The organism is Pseudomonas sp. 300 (assembly GCF_055803035.1).
On record NZ_JAVLRV010000010.1, the window covers coordinates 1 to 18517 of the forward strand.

An 18517-nucleotide genomic window follows, 5' to 3' on the forward strand; every position below is an offset into this window, starting at 1 on the left:
AAACAAAACACCCTGCGAAAGCGTAGCCCTCGCAGGGTGTGGGGGTGACCATCTCATTAGCCCAGCTGATAGCTCAGAGTGGCCTATAGCTCCATTCGGAATTCAGCTGGATAGAAGCCTGCCATAAGCCTGCAACTCATGCTCGTTGTCTCCAAGGTATCCAGCTGTTCACGCCCGATGGCCTTCATCAATGCGTTAGCAAGCCACACAGCGTCGAGCATGCTGAATGAATAACCCATAAAGTCGAACACAAGCTCTATCCCACCGCCTTCAATGGTATAGACCCCCACCCTCTCAGTTATGTCGCTCTCATCCACCGCAAGCTCAACAACATAGACTTGATCTTCTGTCTCATGGCCGTCGAATCGGCCATCAGCACTGTAGCTCCATTCGCCCGACACCCTTTTTCGAAATGTCCTCTCAAGCTTGCTGTCGCATGCGGTAGGCGTTGGTACAAATCCTGCCAAATTCCCAACGGTAACGAGCACGGCATCGTAGAGACAGCGCGCGATATCTTCAGCTATGGCGTCGGAGAACCTGATGGGCATGATGTCTAAATTCAGACCGACATAGTGATCCCCCTGCCTGGATACCTTGCACGAATACAGCTCGTCATGTTCCCGCCCACGCCAGCAAACAAATTCGCGTTCCGCAAAAAAAAACGTTGCCGGTTGCACTTCAGTTTTGCCCACAAATTTCACCAATACGTTGTTCTTAAAAATAACAACGGACGCTGCGCAGGAAAACTTTAGCGACAGGGTGAAATATTTTTGGACGCTAGAATTCTAGGCCTTTGAACCAAGCGGCCAGAAAGTGGCTTCGGTTCGTGCAGGCTGGGACGGCGTATCGCGAACTCGCTTCGATACGCTACCCGTCCCGATAAGGATGCCCTCCGTGCAATGCTGGAGTCGCAAGTCCAACAAAAGCTGCAGCAGGAACCTGATGCGGTAACGACCTACGCAGCAAAGCCTGAGCCAGAGCGTAAACCGTACACGAGCAAGCCGACGGTGCAGGACAAGGCATTTCACAAAGAGCTCGAGCAGATGCGTGCGGACGCCGAAGCTGGAGTGATATATACGCCTAAGCGCGAACCGGAGGACGGAGGCGCTCCTAGCCTTAAGCTTGATGATTATCCGGATCTGTAAACGTGCCACCGAAAAATCTACAGGCGGGAACGGCTTGCCGGCTCATAGCAACGGAGATCAAATGTGAAAAAGCCACCGATGAAAATCGTCATCGAAGAATGGGATGGTGACGGTGCGATTCGAATTCCAGACGAGGCGCTGCAGGAGCTGGAGCTAGATGTTGGCGACGCTGTGTACCTGATAGAAGAATTTGTCGGCAACACGCGCTGCCTTGTCCTATCAAAGACGCCTCAAATTGCGGATCGGATAGACGAACTCACTGATGCCTGGAATACCAAACAGCGCGGCACGGCCGAGGACAAGTGAGGTAGTTCCTCCAAATCAAACCGAGGGCCAGTGATGAAACGCGTAAGGTTGATCCGCCATGCTGAGAGGCCACAAGTCCGGGTCTCTGCGATCCTAATCGCCCTGGTCAGCAGTTTTGACTCATGCGACCGCTTTATCACGGGGCAACGTGAGAAAAGCGCGTGTCATACGATCTAGCTCACTGGTCAGCAGGAACAGCGGTGTTCCGGATGAGCCACCTAAGTAAATTGGCTTGAACTGCCAAGTGCCGATCACAAATAGTCGATGGTCGCCGATGGCTCCTTCGTCGATGGAATTCGAGATGAGATCCTCTTCAGACTCCAAATTTTCCCACTCCAGAGTTTCAGGTTCTACTTTCCATAACGGAGCTAGAGTCTCGCGAAGACGTTTACGGGCTTCTTCACGATTTGAGGCTTCAAGGAAAACAACGCATTGCGAGCTTTTGTCGTGCCAGCCTTTGGGTGTGCTTACCATCGCTCTGAAAATCATCGCCTGTTCCTATGATCATTTGCCCATGCTCGAATAGGCTCGGCTACCTACGCGATTCAGTACTTACATGATAGCCGCATTGCGTACAGCTGGCAGTGACCCAGGTCGAGCCGGGCCCAGGGCCCGAAACAACGACGGCGCCCAAGCGCGCAATGTTCCTTAACATACGCCCTCTGCGCTCTTGAAGCTCACACAAGAACTCCCCTTTCTAGTCAGCCTATAAAATCGACGTCGGATTTTCTCCACCCTCGTTCTTATCACATCCAGACGACGCTCCGAACTCAACCAACGTCAAGGCGTGCTCATCGCGTGCAGTAAATAAGGGGGGGATTTTATAGCAGCTGCACTCTGCCCATTTCCTCATGAAGCCAGCAATTCGATTTGCCTTTTCTTATTGCCCCAGTGGATCGCACAATCAATCTCTCGCGATACTGGGCGTCCACACTCTCGTAAGAACGTGACAGCCTGGAAGATCTGATGAATGGCCTTCGAGATTTCACTTTCGGAAGGTTTGATGAAGCGGCCTTGAGGAAAAAGACCTTCCACATACATCTTCTCATCGGCAGGTACTACGAAACTAGGGGCGATTCACCCTTCTCCACGGCAACAATCACCTTCAAAACCTACGAGGCAGGGACGCTGTCCACTTAGACTGCGAAGGTGTGTTTATTCTTGGCTTGAACTTGCATCGTGGAAAATTTGAACAGGACTTGAAGTCCCCATATTTTCCGGTGCGCTCCACGATGACTCCGACCTTACACACCGGGCATCGATCCTCCTGGACAGCCTCGCCCTTGATACTGGTGATTGTCACTGCGCCATCCTTCACCAATTCATCCAGGAATGGCGAACACCGTCCAGACACGGTGAACATAGCTACTGATCGACGAGCCCGAGTCAGTGCCACATAAAACAGACGACGCTCCTCGCCATGCTTGAAGGTGTCCCCTTCAGGCATGACCAGACCAAACACTGGATCATCGCCTTTGAGGTTTGGGAAACCCTTAGCCACCATTCCTGGAAGGATCACGTAGTCAGCTTGATCACCCTTGGATGTATGGATTGATTTGAACCGCACCTCCAACCGATCGCCGTACCGATGCCCCCATCCTTCAGGGACGTATTGCCGGTCGTTTTTGTAACGACCTAAAACAAAAACAGTGATCTTCCCATTGCGATTTTGCGGCACAGAGGCATCGACGAGACCTGCATATAGCATCTCAAGATATTGACCAATTGCGTCACGTATTTCGCCTTGACTTGTCACCTGGTACGCCTGGAGAGCCGGGCCAATTGCAGGTATCACTGAAACAACAGTCTTCCTCAGCTGTGCAGGATTCTTGGACACAAATCGACTGGAGGCGTCGCAAATCGCCTGGGGACAACGAAACGTTGTTTCCAAATGCAGTACTTGGCCATGGCCATACCACTCACGAAAACCCGTCATGACAGAGACGTCAGCGCCGGCAAAGCGATTGATTGACTGCCAGTCATCCCCTACCGCGAACAGGAAGCGATGCGGCGCTGCGACCAATGCTCGGCAGAGTCGAGCGCGGGCGCGTGAGGCATCTTGGTATTCATCGGCCATCACAAGCTGATAAGGAGATTTGTGTCCACGTTCGAGGTGTTCCGCAGCTAGATTGATCATGTCTTCAAAATCGATGCCCCGCTCCATCAGCAGTGCCTTATCCCAGGCCCTGATGACTGGAATCGCGAGTTCTAAAAACATCTGGTAGCGGTACTTGAAAGCATTCACTGGGAGGGCATTGAGGCGCTCATACAACGTCTTTTCGTTGAGGCTATTGCTCTTAAAGTGAGTGATGAACGATCGGAGCACTTTTATCAGTTCCACGTGCTCCATCGGCGCTAACCCTGATTGCGGTAAGGGTCGATCAGGGTTGGGATCTAGGGTAATCCCACGGGAAGTCAGCTCGAGCTTGAGATGATTGAATATCTGGCCTGAGTTCAGCTGGTGAGACGTGGTCTCTATCAGCTGGGTGCCTTTAGACTTGTGAAGCGCACGCTTCCAGTTGGCATCGTCTAGGTAGCCGACGAAATGTGCCGGTGCCTGACCGTTGGCATCGAAGGCAAAGTGCTCGTGGTAAAGATTGATCGTCGGGTAGTAAAAATCAGGAAAGTATTGTCTTCGCTCTGCGGTTGCTGTGTCGTGCTCGTAAGGCCTCTCGTAGGCATACTCCACGCCGTTATAGAACAACCAGTTGGCGATCAGGCGTTCTTCTTGGCTGGCCACTCGATCGCCATTCAGGCTGACTAGGCGCGCATTGCCTTCGTTATCATAAGCCTCAAACAGATCTTCAATCGGTGTTGAAGAATGATCACGCCCAAAGACCAGGCGGAAGAGATCCCAATTAGTACGGAAGGCTTCTGATTGATCCCTAAGTGCATCTATCAGTTCCGCCAGCTTTTCGAGCCCGGGTAGCGTTTCGCAGGCCCAATCCGGCACGTGTGGCTTCTTCCCAGTTGCGTCTCCAATAATATTCAGGCCCAGAGAGTGGAAGGTCATCGCGTTGATTGTGATGTTTTCCTTTCCTAAGCGAACAAGCGACTCAGCAGCGCGCGCTTTCAGCTCGGTGGCTGCGTGCTTGTTGAACGCCAACATGATGATAGCGGCAGGAGCGACCAGCTCCCGGTGAACCGCGTAAATAGCCTTGGCTACCATAGTCGAGGTTTTTCCGGATCCAGCCGAGGCAATAACCTGAACACGATTATCGAAACAAAGGACTGCGCGGGATTGTTCATCTGTGAGCGGTCTGCTTTCGACCTTCTGTAGCAAGGTCGCGCACGCTTCGAGCTCGCGCTCCAAATGCAACTTGTTGCGGGCATCCCACCGCGCAGGCCAATTTGATGCCCAGTCGTCCAGATGGGACTTCACGTGGAAAGCTTTATTTCCCAATAGTGACTGAACCTCAGGAAGGGCGAAAAGTGTACGTAACGTTACGTCATTCACGCCCAGCGATGCCCTAGATTCCAGTAAAACCTGCTGCATGTCGTGAGTGAGCCAACGACACTCGGCATCTACGGTTTTTATCACACAAGTGACCTCCTCAAGCCACTGGGTCACTTTCGCGTAGCACGCTTCGAACTGTCGCTGATGCTTGAGATGTTCCAGGTGGATGAATGCCTGGCTCAAGGTTGGCTGTTCAGCGTTGGAAAGGCCATCTAGTCGGAGCTTATGCCCGACGAACACCGTCACATTCGTCCAGACCAGACCACGTTTAATTCCGCCTCTGGCGAAATTTTCAGCCGTGAGAGGATAAACCCGATCGCCGATACGAAGTATTAACCGGTCGTCCTCCAGTGTCAGCTGCCACGGCTTCGAGCGTGTGAGGAGTCGTCCTAACCAAGATGGCTTCCATTGCGTTGTCATGCTGGTGATCACGGCCTAAAAGAAGCCAGCTTACCAGAGCCCAAATCCTCGCAATGACCAGCTACCAATTCGCCTTTTGGCTCAAGCAATAAAAGCTCCGGTTAAGAGGCCTTGATCTCCGCATAGGGTCGATGACAGTTTCGGTCTGGCTACTAAAGATTGAACGCCTCTGCGACACGGCTGAGATGCTCCAGCTCCTGCGTGAGATTGCCGCGTGCCGGTTTTCTGCTGTGGAAGAAAACAAGGTTTTAGCCGGGCAGCGTTGGCCCGAAGGAGCGAACACAGAAATCCTGCGAGACCGATCAGGCGAGCTTTATGGCACCACCTTGGATATCGTCCCGCGCCATTCGCAAGTCATTAGCGTCCTGGTTGAGCCGATGAATCAGGTTCAGCAACCGTTGGCGCAACACCTCATCTTGAAACTGCTCAGCAGCACGCATCACCTCTAGCGCCGCTGCCTCATTATTGGAGGCAACGGCATCGAGTAATTTGCGCATGCTTCTTGATGGTCGATTCATCTCCAACTCCCTGGATTTCAGTGATGCGAATCATATGGCCAGAATGTTTCGTCAGTGTTTCAGTTGCACGAACAGGTTTTGAATCACCAGCCCGGGCTGATTTGAGGTTAGGTGGAGGGTGCCCTTATCGCGGGCCGACTTGGCAAACCGAGGCCGGCGCCCATTTACCCCAGGCGGTTGCGGTTTAGGCTTGGACGCCTCATCTTTCACCATCCAATGAGCCAATCACTGACTGCCAATTAGGAGTAACAAAGTTGCTTAACCGTCCCGACAAAGACGCCCTCCGTGCGATGCTGGAGTCGCAAGTCCAAGAGAAGCTGCAGCATGACCCAGACGCGTTAACGACTTATGCATCCAAGCCTCAACCAGAGCGCAAACCGTACACCAGCAAACCCACGGTACAGGACAAGGCTTTTGACAAAGAACTCGAGCAAATGCGTGCGGACGCTGAAGCTGGAGTGATACATACGCCCAAGCGCGAGCCGGAAGACGGAGATGCCCCTAGCCTAAGGCTTGATGATTATCCGGGTCTGTAAGTGTCGCCGAGATTCTACGGGCATTGAGCGGCTTGGCGATTCAAAACTAATGGAGACCGCACGTGAGAAAGCCACCTATGAAAATCGTCATCGAAGAATGGGATGGTGACGGCGCTATTCGAATTCCTGATGAAGCGCTGCAAGAACTGGAGCTTGATGTCGGTGACTCGCTCTATTTGATCGAGGAGTTTGTCGGCAACACGCGCTGCCTTGTCCTATCGAAAGAGCCTCAAATTGCAGATCGAATAGACGAGCTCACTGAGACCTGGAATAGCGGACAATAATGATGATTGACGCGAATCGTCTCTGGCAGCGCGAACGGAAACGGCGCTATGCCTCGTGGGATTTAGAAAGGCTGCAGCCTGGCTCTGATCAAGCAATACACCTCCTCGCGATTCTTGATGAAATTGAGCAACAAGATCGTGATGAACCGCCCTGCTTTTCCCCTGTGGGCCATCGTTGTGGGAGACATGCAAATAGCTTTGGAGACACCCCCTCGCTGCACCTGTAGAAGGCTCGCTATCCGCTCAAGGTATTCGAATGGCAGTCCTTCGTGAACTAGGTCATTAAGCCTGGTGCCACGTGATGGCAGCCCGGAGGTCATCCAAATGCCTTGTGGGATCTGGGGCCTTGGTTGGTATTCCTTGATCGATGACAGCACTTTCACTCCATCTGAAAACCTAACACCAAGCCGTGCCAGGTGGCCCGAATTAGCGATATCCCCATTGCCCGCCACGTAGGATCTGTCAGACCCAGGAAGACATGGTATCGAGAGGTGGGTAATTCATCCTAGCCTGTGCGCTTTCGTGACTTCCATGAAATGCTATGCACCGCTTCGCTCGTTTCGAAATCTACACCTGTTGCATGACAAGCGCTTCAAGCACGGATAGTGTCAACGCCATGAATGCCTCAAACCCGGCCCTCCCCGACTCGATTCCTCAGTCAATTCTGGTGAGCGCAGACTTGCTTGTAACGAAGACAGCTTACCTGGCCGGCATGGTCGCGCCGGAAACCGCTGCATGCTTGAGCAAATTACTGATGGACTCTGACGCCGATTACTCAAGGATCATCGACGGGTACCACACCGAGCCAGAAGTACTGAAGGATGCATTTAACTCAGCGAACAAGCAGTCCACGCTGGAGAAGGTACCTGAGCTTCGTCGGCGTATCGTTGCTGTTCTAGCCCACCATTTTCACCTTCTCCAAACTCAAGCGTTTCCCGATGCTAAAGGGGCTGTCGCGAGGCTGATCATTCACCAGCATTTGGCTCAGCTTGGCTTGCATCCCCACTTGTGGTCGCTTACTCGCGGGCTGGCCCGTCGGCACGAGGAGTATCAGGCTTTGGCTCCGACTCATCGCACACAAGTGAGAGAGCCCACTGATAGAGTTCAAAAATCAGGTAAATCCCCCCTCAGCTTCATGGAATTCATGCTTGAGGTTTGCCTTGGAGAAGTGGATTACATGACTGCTGCCCTGAATCGCCGACAGCTTCGAGAGGCTGTTATTCAGGTCTTGAAAACGAATACGCGTCTAACAGAGGCAAGGATCAGAGCAGGAACTGCCCCAGCGTTCTTTGCACTGCTGATCCAGGGAACTCTGCCTCGAAGCGAATTCGAGGCTTTCACTGGTCTTCAGCCCCAAGCAGCGAGTGATCAGCTCAGCAGGTTGATTAATGTTGGCATTGCGGTGAGCTCGTCATCCAATCTCCAAACGGTGCAGGTAGGCCTACCGCTCTGGTTTGCAAAGGATATTTTTCCTGATTTCTCTTTAGCGAAAAGCGAATTCAAGCCGGGCTAGAAGCCTGGAGAACTACCGTTCACCGAGGGAGTTCAGGCGCTTGGCAGTGGCATCAATTTAACAGGGAGTTGGGGTTTTGAAGGGGCAAGTCCAGCTAGTTGGAGGGTGTCTCGCAGATATCCTTGCGCACTTATCTATTACAAGCTGAATGCTTATTCTCGGTGGCCACTCGAGCAAGGAACCCAGACATGGCGTGATTGGCTTCCATATGCCTAGAATGCCCCCTTCACGCTCATCCACGCTCAAAGGGACTGGCTCTTTCAGGAATGTGTTATGTCGCTCAAAATTGCTTTTGCTGCTGTGCTTAAAGCGATGCGCGTCGGCAGAGGATTGACTCAGAGAAACCTTGCCGAAGTCAGCAGTCGAACATACGTTTCGAAATTGGAGCGAGCCCAGTCAAGCCCCACACTGGAGATGATTACTGCTCTGAGTGGCCCGCTCAACGTGAATCCTCTGACCCTAGTTGCCATTACCCTTTGCGCCGATTCGGGAGAGTCCACCAACGCTTTGCTGCGCCGGACTCAAGATGAATTAGCAGATCTAGCCCGTGACGGAATTCTTAAGAATTTATCGATTTCGTCCGACGATGGCTCACCGGTCACACGCCTCTCAACTAAGACCTCAAGTAATCGCTCAGTGACGAACTCTCCGCAAGTAGAATTCTGCTTCGTGGAGTAGACGATCCCCGACGTAGTAACACCGTATGGCCTGATCGTGCTCGTCACCCAGCTATCTCGGGAAAGGAATGACATTACCTGTGGCGAAATGGCGCACGCATGAAACTTTTACATTGCTCCTTAATTCCGGCTAAATAACCGCCCCTCTACGCTGACTTTGAACATGTCCTCGTTGAAACGCATAAGCCCTTGGATCGCCTGCCTGGCCGTGTTGCTAAACATGTTTGCCATGCCGATGAGCCGCGCTATGCAGACGCCGGATGTTCAGCTGATGCTTTGGGGTGGATTCTGCTCGGGAGGTGGTTCTCAAGCTTTACCTCCAGGGCTCAAGAAAACAGTCGACACTTTCCAGCAAGCTCCTTCAAAAACGGTTATGCAGCACGGTGATTGCTGCTGTGGCCATGCTGGAATGGCAGCGCTTCCCTCCAACTACTACCGGCACTTTTTACCGCAATACACATCCGACACTTCCCTCGAAAATCCTGTACTGCCGAAGCTCCATCCCAGGATTCGGTGGCCAAGCCTAAGTCCACGCGCCTCTCCCTTCGCCTGATCACACACCGCTGACATTGTCCGGTGCTGCCTCTTTAAATCTTTTAGCGGCCTCAAAGGAAGCTAAACGCCCTTGAAGTTTCTTGATCATCAGGAAGTGCGTGCTATGCCTGCTTCACTTACTTTGCGTCATGCAAAGCGTCTGTCTGTGTCCCGTTCTATATGGCCGTTGATGTCGGTTGGCATATTCGCCATGAACCCTTTGTGCTCGGCTCTGGCCGACGTCGGTAAAGTCGAAGACTCGACCCTGACTTTGGGCACCGTGAACGTTCAGGGCACAGCCAGCGGCCCCCTGAGTACCAGCAGTGTACTCAGCTCGGTGGATATCCTCGGGGGAGATATCCTCGAAAAGATGCCAGTCAATTACAGCTGGGAGTTGTTCAGCCGCGCTCCTGGGGTGATGCTCACGGAGTTCAACCAGGGCACGACCTCAGGGAAAATTTCCTTCCGTGGCTTTAACGGCGAAGGCGAAGTGAACGCCGTAAAACTGTTGATTGACGGGATTCCTAGCAACAGCAACGACGGCAACATGCCGTTCATGGACATGATTTTCCCCATGGAGCTGGACAGCATCGAGGTTGTCCGAGGCACCAGTGATGCGCGCTATGGTTTGAACAACATCGCTGGTAACGTCAACATGCTGACCCGCACCGGTGGTGACTACGCCAAGGCGCGGATTCGTTACGGCAGTTTCAACACTCAGGAAACCCAGCTCGCCAAGGGCATCGAAAGCAGCAACTGGACTCAGAACTACTTCTTTGCCTATCAAAAATCCGATGGCTACAGGGATCATTCCCAAGCAGACCGGTTTTCTATGTCGGGTAAGTGGTTTTACACACCGGATGACGACAGCTACCGAATCGGTTTGATCGCCCGTCACTACGAAGCAGAGGCTCAGGAGCCTGGCTATTTGACCGAAGATGATGCCCGCCATCATCCGACCATGACCAACAGTTTCAACGCCACCGACAAGGGCACTCGGCGTATGAATCAGGTCAGCCTGCATTTCGATACAGACTTGGCTGAGAACCTCGCATGGTCGGCGAAGACCTACGTCAACACCTTCGATGATCGACGCTGGACGCAATATTGGCGCACTAGCTCCCAACAGGAGCGTGATGCCTATGAAACTCAATATGGCGCTCTCACATCTCTGACATGGCGACCGGAGGTCAGCTGGCTGTATGACTTCGCCTTGGAAGGTGGTGCAGACGTACAGCAGCAGCAAAACAAGAGTGAGCGCTATCGCACCAAAGACCGCGCTCGTCTGGCAACTACCCGAGATCAGCAGTTCGACTTCGACACCTACGGCGCCTACGTTCAGGCTGAGATCAAACCTTTCGAGTCGCTGAAGATCGTACCGGCGTATCGGGTCGATAAAATCCAGGGGGATTTCACCAACGAAATGACCGGCCTGGATTACGATATCAACGATTATGGCCTGATCAAACAACCTAAGCTTAGCGTGGTCTATTCGCCCTGGGACGTAGCCAGTTTTTATGCCAACTGGGGCCGTACCTTCCAAGTTGGCACCGGCGCGGCAGCCTACAAAATCCCGCCAAGAGATACCGATCTGGCACCTTCAATCAATGAAGGCTGGGAAACCGGCATCAAGTTCACCCCTGCGGACTGGATTGATGGTCGCGTGGCGTACTGGCAGCAGGAGGCCTCCGGTGAAGTCAGTCGCCGCCTAAACGACCCAAGCGGCGAATCGGACAACGTAGGTGAAACGCGACGTTGGGGTTACGACCTGCAAATGAACTTGCACCCTAACGAACGTACTGACATCTGGATGGCCTACTCTTGGCAGTATTCGAAAATACTCCAGCCAAGCGCCAGTTTGCCCAACAGTAAAGGCCAGGAAATCGACCATATCCCCCATCACCTTTACAACGCGGGGATCAGCTATGAAGCGACACCTGCGCTGCAGCTGACGGCCTGGATGAATGGCCAGACTAACTACTACCTGGAACGAGAAAACACCAAAGGGACTTATGGTGGATACGTACTGATGAACCTCGGCGCGACCTACAAAGTGACCGAATCGGTGAGCGTCGATCTACAGTTGAAAAACCTCACCAACCGCTATTATGAATACGTTTGGTACGACCCGGATGGTGCCCAAGCATCCCTGCACTCACCAGGTGATGGGCGTGCTTTGTACGCCGGGCTTACTCTTGACTTCTGATGTGGATAACCGCTGGGGCCCATCTGGCTTCAGCGATACAGAGTACGAATTCGCAGCAAACCTTTACGCGTCGTTAACCAGAGGTAATAAAGATGCCAGCTCATTTTGCGAAAAAAATCCTGACCTCCGTGGCGTTGCTTGCATCCCTTGCAACGGCCACTTCAGTGTTTGCCCATGCCCACCTTAAGAGTGAAACACCGGCTGCTGATAGCACGGTAAGTGCACCGCAGGAGTTGCGTCTGGTGTTCTCTGAAGGTGTCGAAGCCAAGTTCACCAAAGTCACCATCACTGGCGATGGCTCCGCAGTTGCTATCAAAAGCATCGATACCGCTCCAGGCGACCAGAAGACATTGATCGTCACACCTGAGAAACCGCTGGCAGCCGGCAAGTACAAGGTTGAATGGCATGCCGTTTCGGTTGATACCCACAAAAGTGATGGCGACTACGGTTTCACAGTGGGCAAGTGATCTGGATCGGTAAGCTCGACTGAAGTTAACGAGGCCCACGCTGTGGGCCTTTTCTTTGAAAGCGCCTCAAAGAAAAGCTGGAGATGAGTCTGCTGGAGAATAAGTAAACAAGGAGCGCAGGTATCGGATGCGGGAGGGAGCTACTTAGAGAAAAGAAAAGTGCCACGGCCCTTTCAGGCCATGGCACTCAGTGACACGACGTTAACCCTGCCAAGAGAAATCACCGCGTCGGCATTAAATGTAGCATGCATCCACTGACACACTGGTCTGCGACAACCTGCCACAGGTGACGCTCGCCCCCCCTCAAGCGAGCTACGGTTCATTAGCTAGGTCGCCAGGTGCGGCGGCCTGTCGCATTTGGGGTCTCGATACGCCCTCACTAAACTCAAAATGCCCTGCTGATGTGCTTTCTGCCAAACGGCAAATGCGTCGGCAATGCTCATGTGCCACGGATGGACTCTGTCATTCCGAAGGCGCCGCCTGATTATAAAATGTCCCATGAGGTCGACCGTGAAGAAAGTATTGGCAGCAGCCTGTTTACTCGCATTCTCTACCGCTTATGCCGCCCAAGAGCCTGAAGCGGTATTCAACCGCGCCTGCACCATGTGCCATAGCGGCCAGTTACCTATGGCACCAAAAAAAGGTGATCAAGCGGCATGGAAACCCCGCCTTGAGCAGGGCACCGATGTATTAGTCAAACACGTGACCGAAGGCTTTAATGCAATGCCGGCGCGGGGCCTGTGCATGGACTGTAGCGCCGAAGACTACAAGGCCGTAATTGCGTGGATGTCGAAGTAAGGGTCGCGGTAGGGAGGCAGCTTGCTGCCCCCACCAGCTCATATCCGTAAGTGCGGAACTACCGCATACCCCGCACCACAAATCTTAGCCTTTCGCCGCGCTGGCGAGCGCCTCTGCCTTCTTCGTAAAGTCCACTGCCATCTGGATCATGGCTGCCTTTACCTTCGGCGGAGCGGTCTTCATTGATCCTGCGTTGAACGGCGGATCGGGATCGTACTCACTCATTAACTGCGTACATTCTGCATAGGTCTGATCGCGCAGTTCCGCGACCATAGCCAAGCCGAAGTCCAACCCCGCTGTTACGCCTGCGCCCGTGACTCTGTTGCGGTCGCGCACAACGCGAGCCTCGGTGGGGATTGCTTCAAACCCGGCTAATGCCTCGCGGCACGACCAGTGAGAGGTTGCCTTGTAACCTTTTAACAGCCCAGCCGCGCCGAGAATTAGCGAGCCAGAGCAGACACTGGTGACATATTTCGCACGCGACCCGCGATCAGCCATGAAGGCCAGAGTCTCGGGGTCAGAGGCCGCTGCCAGGGTGCCATCCGTGCCGCCTGGTGTGAAAAGCACAGTCAGATCGCGAGGACAGGTGTCGAAGGTGGTGGTCGGTATAATCGTTAAGCCAGCATCGCTGGTTACCGGATCAAGCGACTTGGCAACAATATGAATCGTGGCCCCCATGAGCGAACCAAACATGCAGTGCGGGCCAATCAGATCCATTACTGTCATGCCTGGGTAGATCAACATTGCGATTTGCTCGTCGCCCATCCAAGGCACTTTGTCCATGTCGGGGCCCATGTCAGACATGTGGTGCTCTTGCGTGGTTTTGTCAGCAGCCAAAGCCTTGAAGTGAACGCTTGCCGCCAAGGGAGCTAGGAGTGCGCCAATCACTAATTTACGACGTTGGTTATCAATCATGATGGTGTCCTCAGAAGCTGGCTGTCAGCGTCAGGTAAGCCGAACGTGGTTGAGTAGGTAATACCAGGGGAGACCCCAAATATTGATAGGTCTCAAAGACTTTGCGACCTGTCAGGTTTACCGCCGAAACTGAGATCGTGTATCGGTCGAAGTCGTAGGAAGTCTGCGCATCCAGCAGTGCATAGCCTCGTGCGGATACCGTATTGGGCAGGGTTAACTCACGGGAACTGAGTGCTGTGATACCAGCACCGAAGCCCAGCCCCTTCGCGGCGCCATCGAGTATTCGATAACGGGCTGCGAGGCGACCGCTGTGCCGTGGTACTCGAGGCAGTCCGTCACCGACCGGAATCGAGCTGTCCTCTGTGACTTCTGCCTGGGTATAGGCATAGTTGGCCAGTAACGAAAGAGCGGGGATCGGTTCCCAGACCAGATCCGCTTCTACCCCGCGAGCGCGTTGTTCGCCGCTCTGCACCGAATAACCCAGAATCGAGTAGTTAGGGTCAGGATCGGGAGTGGACACATTACGGCGCGTCTGTTCGAACACCGCGAGCGTGCCGGAAATGCCGAGATCTTTGAAAGCCAGCTTAATGCCCGCCTCATAGTTGCGAGAGAGCTCAGGCTTGGGAGTTTCGCGACCAGTGAAGTTGAACGCCCCCCTGAAACCGGTGGAATACGCCGCGTAGAGCGCAAGACTTTCGGTCAGGTCATAGGTGATGCCAAACCGTGGCGTAACACGGTGATAGGAAGTATCAACGCCCTGCTCTTGCTGCTTGAGATCAAGCTGGGTCAGTCGCAACGACCCCAAAAGGTGGAAGCGGCCATAGGTTGCCTGATCCTGAACATAAAGAGCCTTTGTTTCGTAACGGTTGGTCTGGGACACCATTATTTCGGGTGTCGCGCCGTAGGAAATCCCATATGCCGGATTGGCAAGGTCAAGCTCACCGATGAGCTCCGCGCCGGACATGGCCGAGGTGAAATCGGTACGGTCGTAGCTGGCTCCTATCAGTAGTTCGTGGTTGCCGCCCAGCGCTTCGATTCTGGATGCCAGGTTGGTATCGAGGGTGTTTTCCCGGATGTTCGTGGGCAGGTAAAGCTTGAATATCGGGTAGACCGTTGGCGTCGCAGGACTTGGGCCGAGAAGTTCCGGATAAACAAAACTGCCATAGTCGCGAACCCTACCCTCGTAATACTGAGCGGTGACGGTCATTCGCGTGTCGTCGCTAAGCTCATGCGTGAGCTGGGCAGTCGTTGTTCGATTCTCGATGGTGGTGTGAGGCTGTCCACTTGTAGCCCCTGGGAATGCATTGCGATCAATCTGCCCGCTCAATGCTTGGGCGGCTGGTAGGCCGGAATATTCGAGCTGGCTACGATCCTCGTACTGACCACGCAGCAATAGCTCGGTCTCTGGCGAAAGCTGGAACGCAATGCTTGGCTGTATCGACCATTGATGGCCATTGACGTGATCAATCCAGCTATCGTTTTCCTGATAGTCAGCGGAAATCCGTGCGACAACCTTGTCGCCGATGGGTGTGTTGAGATCCATCGAAGGATTCACCGTGCCGAAACTGCCTGTGCGCATTGACAGTAAGGCACTGGGCTCAGCTTCAGGGCGCTTGGAAATCACGTTGATCAAGCCACCTAGCGGCGCGCCAATTCCGCCGCCGTAAAGCGCTGATGTCGGGCCTTTGAGTACCTCGACGCGTTCGGTGCCAATGAGGCTGGTTGGGTCGATACTGGCCGCCGTACCTCCGAATGCAGGTAGCCCATTCATGTAAATTTCCGCCGGAAATCCGCGCACGATAGGCTGGGCGAACAGTGCCTCTTGAGGCTTTGTCGCTCTGACTCCTGAGACGTTGACCAGCGCATCAGTAAGCGAATGGCTGTCCTGCTCTTTGATCATCGATTGAGTGACGACCTGTACCGACTGCGGGACTTCGATCAAGGGTGTGTCGGTGCGCGTGGCTGAAGCAGAGCTTGGTGCGGTATAGCCTTCGCGCTCCCCAGAAACGTTTATAGGCTCCAACGTCCAGGTCTGTAACCGTTTGGTTGTTTGTGTTGCATCTCCGGTGCCGTCCTGCGGCTGTGCAGCTTGGGCGATTACTGGTAATGCCAGCCCTAGAACCATGTAGGAGGCATGGCGCCAACGCAAACGCGACAGGTCAATGTGAAGCAGCGGCTCGTTCTTGGTCGGGTACATGGGATCTTCCGATGAAAGTCAGGTATTGGCTGAACGTTCATGACGATTCGGCAACACGGCCCACAAGAGCACGTGACGCAGGTCGGCAATTCGTTTTCAGCAAAAAGTAGCGGTGACGTTCAAAGGTTGAACCGGTGGCGCTCGGCTTCGAGCACCAGGAAAAACTGGTGGCGCTGCTGGCTGTGCGGTGAGGCGAGCATAAAGATGGCGTAGCGGTGGAGCATTAAGCCGGAAGCTGGGCAGATTCGACTCGATGAGTGCAGGGTGTTGGAACAGCAGTGAGCAGTACCCGCACTTTTCCCACACGATCAGGTCATGGTGTTTGTCAGCAGAGCCGTGATGAGTCATCTGACTCATGCCAGGCATGTCGTGGCATTCCATGCCTGACATACCCATTTGCTGACTTTGGCCATGGGCAAGGCTGATCCCCTGACTGATCAGCGGGCCGGCAAAAATCATCAGCATGGCGAACAGACTCAGCCATGCTCCGATGATGTAGCGCTTATGCACTAGCAGGACTTCTGCTTATCACGGACAGCCTTCAAAGGCTGGGCCTGTGGCTCGTATCCGGGGATAGGCAACCAGCGGCGAAAGCCAGCGCCTCCCTTTCCTGTAAGAGGGCACCAGGCGAAGTCCCAAGGCGTCGGGGGAAATTCCTCTTTTTCGGGGTCAACGCCGGCGACAGAACGGGGGGCTACCTTCCAGTCAAACACCCTCATAGGCGAACCCTGCCAAGCCAAGACCAGCCCGCGAGCTTGGCTATCGTCAGTATTTATCCAACGAGCCGCCGCCGCAGTCATGAAGGAGTCGATGTGTTCCTCGTGTATTTGCTTCTGGTAGGTCGAGTTGAGTAACCAGCGACAAACACTCAGGTAGTAAGTCCAGTTCAGAGGTGGATGATTGCGGTATGCCCAGGTCATGAAACTTCGAAATATGTTCAAGCCGTCCGGTGGATCTAACTTGAGCAACCCAGGACACACATCGAACAACGTATGCCAGTAAGGCAGCAACCGGGCATCCAAGTGAACAAAACAGCGTGCATTACTGGGGTAGTCAGGAAACGGCAACAGGAAGTCGCCACGACTGCTCACACGCGACGCCTTACTGACCAGCCGCGAAGCCCCTGAAGGAATGGCTACAGAGCGCATACCAACCTCCGTGCCACAACCGCTTGCGACTTACGGAATGCAGTAATACAGACAGTGATCCTTTCGGAAAAACTAAACCTGGAACTTGGATGATCAATAACAAGAGACATACGGATGTCCTTCCCGAGACGGTTGAACGGCGTCCACCCTTGGTCGCATCAGCGACAGCCGGCGTAAAACGGACGACGAAAAAACAAGCGATGGCGGGCAAATCAAGCCGGCCACTCACAGGCGTCAAATCTGAGGGGAAGCGCGAGGGTTGGCCGAGGGCCAAGAGTATCGAGGAGGTGCCTTGCAGCGCAGCTCGCGGCTGGGCTGCGGCTTTTGTCTGATTCGCAGCAGCCAGGTCAGGCAAAATAGAAAGGCGATGCTCAATGTCACCGCTGAACAGATAGGGCACGACAGACTACCGGCCCAGCCACCAGTTGACTGGTCAGTGAAGTCCGTTTTCTGAATCGGGCTCTTGCTGCCCAGTGCAGAGCAAAACTGACCGCCGACTCCATTGAGTTCGAGCCCGCTCATCTGCCCATGTCCCAAACCGCAGGCAAACACGTTGAACAGGACGCAGAAATATAGCGTCCAGGCAACGAGCGAGCGGTTTGATAGGGACAATTTCATGGCAGCGACATTAACACCCAAGCAAGCGGGGTTGAAGATCGAAAGATGTCGTTCAAACCCACCGCCCAGAAATACCTAGACGATGGGGCACGGGGAAATTATGCGACTTTCAGTGATTTCACACAGGTGAAGCGCTCGACAAAGGTGTTGTCGGCATAGCGCTTAAGCGTCCTCGCAACCAGGCAGGTGAACAACGGCTCGCATAACACCAGTGGCAAGTACGAAACGGCGAACAGCGCCCAGTTACTCAGAGGGGTTGGCTCCTCGCCCATGGACAACCAGAAACCCACCATCACTACCACACCGGTGTAATACAGCGCATCGAACTTGACCACTTCAGCCCAACGAATGCTGCGTCCGGCAACGTCGAAAAAGCGGCGTCCCAGCAAGCCGTGGGCGGCAATCAGCGGCAACATCAAAGACAACGAGTTGACCCCTAGGTGCACTAGATCCTGCGGTTCGAACAACAATCCTTGCAACAACAGGCCAATGGCAAAACCAAACAGCGTGGGGATAAAGCCGAAGATGACGTAGACGGCGGAAGCACCGACGAAATGCAATTCAGAAGCGCCGACCGGCAAATGGAATACTTCCATGAACACCGAGAAAAACGCGGCGGCGAGTATCGTCTTAATCAGGTTATCGGGGCGTAACAGCTTCGGCGAAAACGCCGCCAGCGTAGCGATTGCAGCGGCGTTGGCGTACAGCACTTTGGCGGCATTGAGCACGCCGGGTTCGATATGCATCAGTTCTCCCTCCGAGGGATGCGGGTCTGAAA

At 53.9% G+C, this 18517-nt stretch carries 20 protein-coding genes; 10 read left to right on the top strand and 10 right to left on the bottom strand.

Going from position 1 to position 18517, the window contains the following annotated elements; all coding sequences use genetic code 11:
- Nucleotides 1-83: 83 nt before the first annotated feature.
- The gene (locus Q7W83_RS29100) at nucleotides 84-692 is read right to left on the bottom strand and encodes a hypothetical protein (RefSeq protein ID WP_473658418.1); all 609 of its coding nucleotides are present in this window, start codon (nucleotides 690-692) and stop codon (nucleotides 84-86) included.
- Between the two features lie 207 nt (nucleotides 693-899).
- On the opposite strand from Q7W83_RS29100, the gene Q7W83_RS29105 reads away from it, so the two are divergent.
- Together Q7W83_RS29105 and Q7W83_RS29110 are read left to right on the top strand one after the other, a co-directional pair.
- Nucleotides 900-1145, top strand: a complete 246-nt coding sequence (locus Q7W83_RS29105) for a hypothetical protein (RefSeq protein ID WP_473658420.1) — start codon at nucleotides 900-902, stop codon at nucleotides 1143-1145.
- 63 nt (nucleotides 1146-1208) lie between these two features.
- A complete protein-coding gene (locus Q7W83_RS29110) occupies nucleotides 1209-1451 on the top strand; it encodes an AbrB/MazE/SpoVT family DNA-binding domain-containing protein (RefSeq protein ID WP_473658421.1) in 243 nt (80 codons plus the stop codon).
- A gap of 120 nt (nucleotides 1452-1571) precedes the next feature.
- Here Q7W83_RS29110 and Q7W83_RS29115 read toward each other — a convergent pair whose 3' ends face one another.
- From Q7W83_RS29115 to Q7W83_RS29125, 3 genes are all read right to left on the bottom strand, one after another.
- Nucleotides 1572-1940 (bottom strand): hypothetical protein, encoded by a 369-nt coding sequence (locus Q7W83_RS29115; protein ID WP_473658424.1) that lies wholly within the window; start codon nucleotides 1938-1940, stop codon nucleotides 1572-1574.
- Between the two features lie 616 nt (nucleotides 1941-2556).
- On the bottom strand, nucleotides 2557-5328 hold the full coding sequence (locus tag Q7W83_RS29120) for a UvrD-helicase domain-containing protein (protein ID WP_473658426.1): 2772 nt from the start codon (nucleotides 5326-5328) through the stop codon (nucleotides 2557-2559).
- A 302-nt stretch (nucleotides 5329-5630) separates the two neighbouring features.
- Nucleotides 5631-5846 (bottom strand): hypothetical protein, encoded by a 216-nt coding sequence (locus Q7W83_RS29125; RefSeq protein WP_473658428.1) that lies wholly within the window; start codon nucleotides 5844-5846, stop codon nucleotides 5631-5633.
- 254 nt (nucleotides 5847-6100) lie between these two features.
- Here Q7W83_RS29125 and Q7W83_RS29130 point away from each other — a divergent pair, with 254 nt between their 5' ends.
- The 8 genes from Q7W83_RS29130 (at nucleotide 6101) to Q7W83_RS29165 (ending at nucleotide 12861) form a co-directional block, all read left to right on the top strand.
- Nucleotides 6101-6382: a hypothetical protein gene (locus Q7W83_RS29130; RefSeq protein ID WP_473658430.1), complete on the top strand. Its 282-nt coding sequence runs from the start codon at nucleotides 6101-6103 to the stop codon at nucleotides 6380-6382.
- Between the two features lie 77 nt (nucleotides 6383-6459).
- The gene (locus tag Q7W83_RS29135; protein WP_473658432.1) at nucleotides 6460-6666 is read left to right on the top strand and encodes an AbrB/MazE/SpoVT family DNA-binding domain-containing protein; all 207 of its coding nucleotides are present in this window, start codon (nucleotides 6460-6462) and stop codon (nucleotides 6664-6666) included.
- A 616-nt stretch (nucleotides 6667-7282) separates the two neighbouring features.
- Nucleotides 7283-8179 carry a Fic family protein gene (locus Q7W83_RS29140; RefSeq protein ID WP_473658434.1) on the top strand — a complete coding sequence of 299 codons (897 nt, stop codon included), beginning with the start codon at nucleotides 7283-7285 and terminating at the stop codon, nucleotides 8177-8179.
- Nucleotides 8180-8452: 273 nt separating this feature from the next.
- Nucleotides 8453-8857 carry a helix-turn-helix domain-containing protein gene (locus Q7W83_RS29145; protein WP_473658436.1) on the top strand — a complete coding sequence of 135 codons (405 nt, stop codon included), beginning with the start codon at nucleotides 8453-8455 and terminating at the stop codon, nucleotides 8855-8857.
- 162 nt (nucleotides 8858-9019) lie between these two features.
- The gene (locus Q7W83_RS29150) at nucleotides 9020-9409 is read left to right on the top strand and encodes a DUF2946 domain-containing protein (protein ID WP_473658438.1); all 390 of its coding nucleotides are present in this window, start codon (nucleotides 9020-9022) and stop codon (nucleotides 9407-9409) included.
- 105 nt (nucleotides 9410-9514) lie between these two features.
- Nucleotides 9515-11596 (top strand): TonB-dependent receptor, encoded by a 2082-nt coding sequence (locus tag Q7W83_RS29155; protein WP_473658504.1) that lies wholly within the window; start codon nucleotides 9515-9517, stop codon nucleotides 11594-11596.
- 92 nt (nucleotides 11597-11688) lie between these two features.
- Nucleotides 11689-12063, top strand: coding sequence for a copper homeostasis periplasmic binding protein CopC (gene copC, locus Q7W83_RS29160; RefSeq protein WP_176999842.1), 375 nt, complete (start codon nucleotides 11689-11691; stop codon nucleotides 12061-12063).
- Nucleotides 12064-12573: 510 nt separating this feature from the next.
- On the top strand, nucleotides 12574-12861 hold the full coding sequence (locus Q7W83_RS29165) for a c-type cytochrome (protein ID WP_122557269.1): 288 nt from the start codon (nucleotides 12574-12576) through the stop codon (nucleotides 12859-12861).
- A gap of 84 nt (nucleotides 12862-12945) precedes the next feature.
- On the opposite strand, the gene Q7W83_RS29170 is transcribed toward Q7W83_RS29165, so the two are convergent.
- The 6 genes from Q7W83_RS29170 to Q7W83_RS29195 form a co-directional block, all read right to left on the bottom strand.
- Nucleotides 12946-13776: a DJ-1/PfpI family protein gene (locus Q7W83_RS29170; protein WP_473658441.1), complete on the bottom strand. Its 831-nt coding sequence runs from the start codon at nucleotides 13774-13776 to the stop codon at nucleotides 12946-12948.
- 10 nt (nucleotides 13777-13786) lie between these two features.
- Nucleotides 13787-15973 (bottom strand): TonB-dependent siderophore receptor, encoded by a 2187-nt coding sequence (locus Q7W83_RS29175; protein ID WP_473658443.1) that lies wholly within the window; start codon nucleotides 15971-15973, stop codon nucleotides 13787-13789.
- Nucleotides 15974-16069: 96 nt separating this feature from the next.
- Nucleotides 16070-16483, bottom strand: a complete 414-nt coding sequence (locus Q7W83_RS29180; RefSeq protein WP_346769710.1) for a DUF2946 domain-containing protein — start codon at nucleotides 16481-16483, stop codon at nucleotides 16070-16072.
- Entirely contained in the window at nucleotides 16483-17121 is a 639-nt protein-coding gene (locus Q7W83_RS29185) for a putative natural product biosynthesis protein (protein WP_240888422.1), read from the bottom strand. Before Q7W83_RS29185 ends, Q7W83_RS29180 begins: the two co-directional genes overlap by 1 nt.
- 234 nt (nucleotides 17122-17355) lie before the next feature.
- Nucleotides 17356-17739, bottom strand: coding sequence for a DUF2946 domain-containing protein (locus Q7W83_RS29190; RefSeq protein WP_240888423.1), 384 nt, complete (start codon nucleotides 17737-17739; stop codon nucleotides 17356-17358).
- Nucleotides 17740-17837: 98 nt separating this feature from the next.
- Nucleotides 17838-18485, bottom strand: coding sequence for an energy-coupling factor ABC transporter permease (locus tag Q7W83_RS29195; protein ID WP_240888424.1), 648 nt, complete (start codon nucleotides 18483-18485; stop codon nucleotides 17838-17840).
- Nucleotides 18486-18517: the final 32 nt, after the last annotated feature.